The organism is Mesobacillus subterraneus (assembly GCF_023715485.1).
In the GTDB taxonomy this organism is placed as follows: domain Bacteria; phylum Bacillota; class Bacilli; order Bacillales; family Cytobacillaceae; genus Mesobacillus; species Mesobacillus subterraneus_B.
Genome location: NZ_JAMBOF010000036.1, coordinates 1 through 3,420, shown reverse-complemented (window position 1 = coordinate 3,420; position 3,420 = coordinate 1). Strand labels below are relative to the sequence as shown.

The following is a 3,420-nucleotide window of genomic DNA, read 5'->3' as shown; positions in this document are numbered from 1 at the left end:
CATATACTTTTATAATCATGAACGTTACCAAAAAAGATTAAACGGCCTTAGCCCCCTAGAATACAGGGCTAAAGCCGCTTAGATTGTTTTTATTATTTCCACTGTCTACTTGACGGGGAGCAGTTCAAAACTCCATGCTTAAGCAATTTATTTTGGAAGAGTAAGTTGCCAGGAAACACCGAACTTGTCTGCTATCCAGCCGAATTTTTTGCTGAATGAATAGTCGCCTAATGGCATCAATACGGAACCTTTATCAGACAACTTTTCAAAAAGCAGGTCGATTTCCTCTTCTGTGCTGCAGGTTAAAAAAATGGAAAACGAAGGCGTAAAGGTGAATTCATGATTAACATAGCTGTCAATGCACATGAACTCCTGTCCTTTTAATGTAAAGGTTGCCTGAAAGACGGTTCCTTCTATCCCAGGACCATCCGCTCCATATTTTGATATACTTGTGATTTTCGAATCTTGGACCAGCGATGTGTAGAAGTTCATCGCTTCCTCAGCATTTCCCTCGAACATCAAAAATGGGGTTACTTTTTCCATATTAACTCCTTTCTATTCATCCGATTCCACGAAGTTCTTCAGTGCAGAGAGTTTATTATCCCAATAAAGCTCGAAAAAGGACAGCCATTCTTGTAACTCTTTTAGCGGATCCGGCTGAAGGCTATAGCGAGTTTCCCGGCCAACCCTCTTACTTGAGACAAGACCAGCTTCTGAAAGGACAAACAAATGTTTATTGATAGCTGTCCTCGTAATCGGAAAGCTATCAGTAATCAAAGCAATCGGCATCTCCTGTTCTGCTAGCAACTTTAGTATTTTTCGGCGAGTAGGATCGGCCACTGCCTGAAACACATCATGTTTCGCTTGGGGAATTGCCATTTTAACCCTCTATATAAGATGGCAGGGCTTCGTTAACGATTTTTTCCCAGCCATTATCCATAATACCCTGAATAATTGTATGAGGCTGTCCAAATTCAGTAACCTTTTCTGGATCCCATCCTGAATGGATTAAAGTGAACTCTGTCTTTCCTTCCAACTCCTTCAATTCAAAAACAAGGTGCCAATCCTTTCCCCAATCAAAGCCCAGACGATACGGTGGATCCAATTCTGTGACTTTGCATGGCGAGTCACCAAATGGGCCTGCGTGGAGAATGAACTCCTTGCCAACTTCGGCTTCAAATGTATTTGGCATCCACCAGGCTTCGATTCCTTCTGATGTTGCGACTGCTTTCCATACTTTTTCAATTGGCGCATTTAGAACGATACTTTTACGAATTTCTCTTTGTGTATCCATGTTTATAGCCTCCATTAGGTAATAACACTATTTGGTGTCACTTTAAAAATATATAACACCTTTTAGTGTCATGTCAATAAAATGGACCAGGCACAAAGTATAGTACCTGGTCCACTATGAAAATTTAAATTTCAATTATAATCGGCAAAATCATCGGCCTTCTTCTTGTCTTTTGGAAGATATGCTGACCAACTGCTTTTTTGATGCCCTGTTTAATGACATTCCAACGATGGACATTGTCTTCCTGAAGGTCAGTCACCGTTTTCGTCACGATGCTGTTTACATCTCTCATTAGGTCTTCGGAGTTTTTCACAAAAACAAACCCGCGCGATATAGTATCCGGTCCGGAGATGATTTTCCGTTCGGCTTTGCTTAATGTCAGGACAATGACTAGCATTCCATCCTCGGATAGCTGCTTTCTGTCCCTAAGCACGATTTCACCGACATCGCCGACACTTACGCCATCAACGTACGTGTCACCTGCTGGAACATTGCGGGTCTGGCGCGCTTCTCCATTTTCTATGTCAACAATATCACCATTTTTAACGATGAATGTATTCCCTTTTTCTACACCAACGGATTCTGCCAGCAAGCGGTGGTGATGCAGCATCCTGTACTCACCATGAATCGGGATGAAATACTTTGGCTTCATCAAAGTCAGCATCAGCTTGAGATCTTCCTGGTAGCCATGGCCGGAAACATGCATGCCAGTTGTGCTGCCGGAGCCGTAAATGACTTTCGCACCGAGTTTGAACAAATTATCGATAATCTTGGAAACATCCTTTTCATTCCCAGAAATCGGAGACGCAGCCATGATGACTGTATCTCCAGGATAGATCGAGACGTCTCGGAAGTTTCCAGTTGAGAGGCGGGAAAGTGCAGCCATCGGCTCTCCCTGGCTGCCTGTACAAAGAATCGCCACTTTATCAGGATCCAGCTGGTCGACAACATTTGGTTGAATTAGCATGCCTTCAGGAACATTCAAGTAACCTCTTTCTATCGCCACGTCGACTACGTTCACCATACTCCGGCCAAGTAATGCGAGCTTCCTGTTCGTCTTTATCGCTGCTTCGACAACCTGCTGAACCCTGTTGACGTTAGAGGCAAATGTTGAAACGAAAATTTTCCCATCAGCCTTCATGAAGGCTTCTTCGAGATGGCTGGCCACCATTCGCTCCGAAGGCGTCAAACCAGTACGCTCAGCATTCGTGCTCTCTGATAGCAGCGCCATGACACCTTCAGTACCGATCTTCGCCATCTTATGGATTTCTGACTGCTCATCATTCGCAGGCGTCAAATCGAATTTGAAGTCTCCGGTATGGACAACATTCCCCTCAGGAGTGTGGAATACAATTCCAAGACAATCAGGGATGCTGTGGCTTACTTTGAAAAAAGAAACCTTCACCTTGCCGAAATCCAATATTGAATCCGAATTGATTTTATTCAGCTCAGTCCCTCTCAGGAGCTTGTGCTCACCAAGTTTCAGTTCAATTAACCCTAGAGTGAAATCAGTCGCATAAACTGGCGCTTTCAATTTCTTGAAAAAATATGGTACCCCGCCAATATGGTCCTCGTGTCCATGGGTCACAATCATTCCTTTGATTTTTTCTCGATTTTCTTCAAGGTAAGTCATTTCCGGGATGATTAAATCGATTCCTAATAGACTCTCATCAGGAAACTTCCCTCCGCAGTCAATCACAAAAATATCGTCCCCATATTGGACAACATACATGTTTTTTCCGATTTCATTAATGCCGCCCAAGGCGAATATAGATAAAGTCACGTCATATCCTCCTAATCCGTAATCGATTTTGTTAGTATTGCCAGTTTTTAACCGATTATTTAGTCTCTAAGAGGGAATTGGACTTCACCAAACAGGTATTTCTAGTTTTTATTGAAGAAAATTAGTATATTTAATTCGGTAAACTGTTTATTTGAAGAAAACTCAATGATTTTAATTCATCAAAAAACACTTATTGGCGATAATTTAATTTTATTGGATGGTTTATAAATGTATGTGTAAGGCCTTTTTCTAGACAAAGAAAAAAGGACAAAGTACTCTCTGAGTTATCACCACAATAACCTTTTGAGAGGAGTACTTTATCCATGTCCAATTTTAACACAGA

Annotated in this window: 5 protein-coding genes; 1 reads left to right on the top strand and 4 read right to left on the bottom strand. The window is 42.0% G+C overall.

Annotation, left to right across the window (positions count from 1 at the left end; all coding sequences use genetic code 11):
• Position 1 precedes the first annotated feature (1 nt).
• The gene (locus M3204_RS23945; protein WP_353056065.1) at positions 2–82 is read left to right on the top strand and encodes an IS3 family transposase; all 81 of its coding nucleotides are present in this window, start codon (positions 2–4) and stop codon (positions 80–82) included.
• 65 nt (positions 83–147) lie between these two features.
• Here the strand turns inward: M3204_RS23945 and M3204_RS23400 are convergent, their stop codons facing one another.
• From M3204_RS23400 to M3204_RS23385, 4 genes are all read right to left on the bottom strand, one after another.
• Positions 148–543 (bottom strand): VOC family protein, encoded by a 396-nt coding sequence (locus M3204_RS23400; protein WP_251489039.1) that lies wholly within the window; start codon positions 541–543, stop codon positions 148–150.
• Positions 544–555: 12 nt separating this feature from the next.
• Positions 556–879 carry an ArsR/SmtB family transcription factor gene (locus tag M3204_RS23395; protein ID WP_251489036.1) on the bottom strand — a complete coding sequence of 108 codons (324 nt, stop codon included), beginning with the start codon at positions 877–879 and terminating at the stop codon, positions 556–558.
• A gap of 1 nt (position 880) precedes the next feature.
• Complete coding sequence (locus tag M3204_RS23390; RefSeq protein ID WP_251489019.1) at positions 881–1,294, bottom strand: SRPBCC family protein; 414 nt, start codon at positions 1,292–1,294, stop codon at positions 881–883.
• Positions 1,295–1,418: 124 nt separating this feature from the next.
• Positions 1,419–3,077: a ribonuclease J gene (locus tag M3204_RS23385; RefSeq protein ID WP_353056066.1), complete on the bottom strand. Its 1,659-nt coding sequence runs from the start codon at positions 3,075–3,077 to the stop codon at positions 1,419–1,421.
• Between the last annotated feature and the right edge of the window lie 343 nt (positions 3,078–3,420).

Bases quoted from the DNA above. Each gene is read 5' to 3' on its own strand.
- M3204_RS23400 (WP_251489039.1), bottom strand. From the start codon at position 543: ATGGAAAAAGTAACCCCATTTTTGATGTTCGAGGGAAATGCTGAGGAA.
- M3204_RS23390 (WP_251489019.1), bottom strand. From the start codon at position 1,294: ATGGATACACAAAGAGAAATTCGTAAAAGTATCGTTCTAAATGCGCCA.
- M3204_RS23395 (WP_251489036.1), bottom strand. From the start codon at position 879: ATGGCAATTCCCCAAGCGAAACATGATGTGTTTCAGGCAGTGGCCGAT.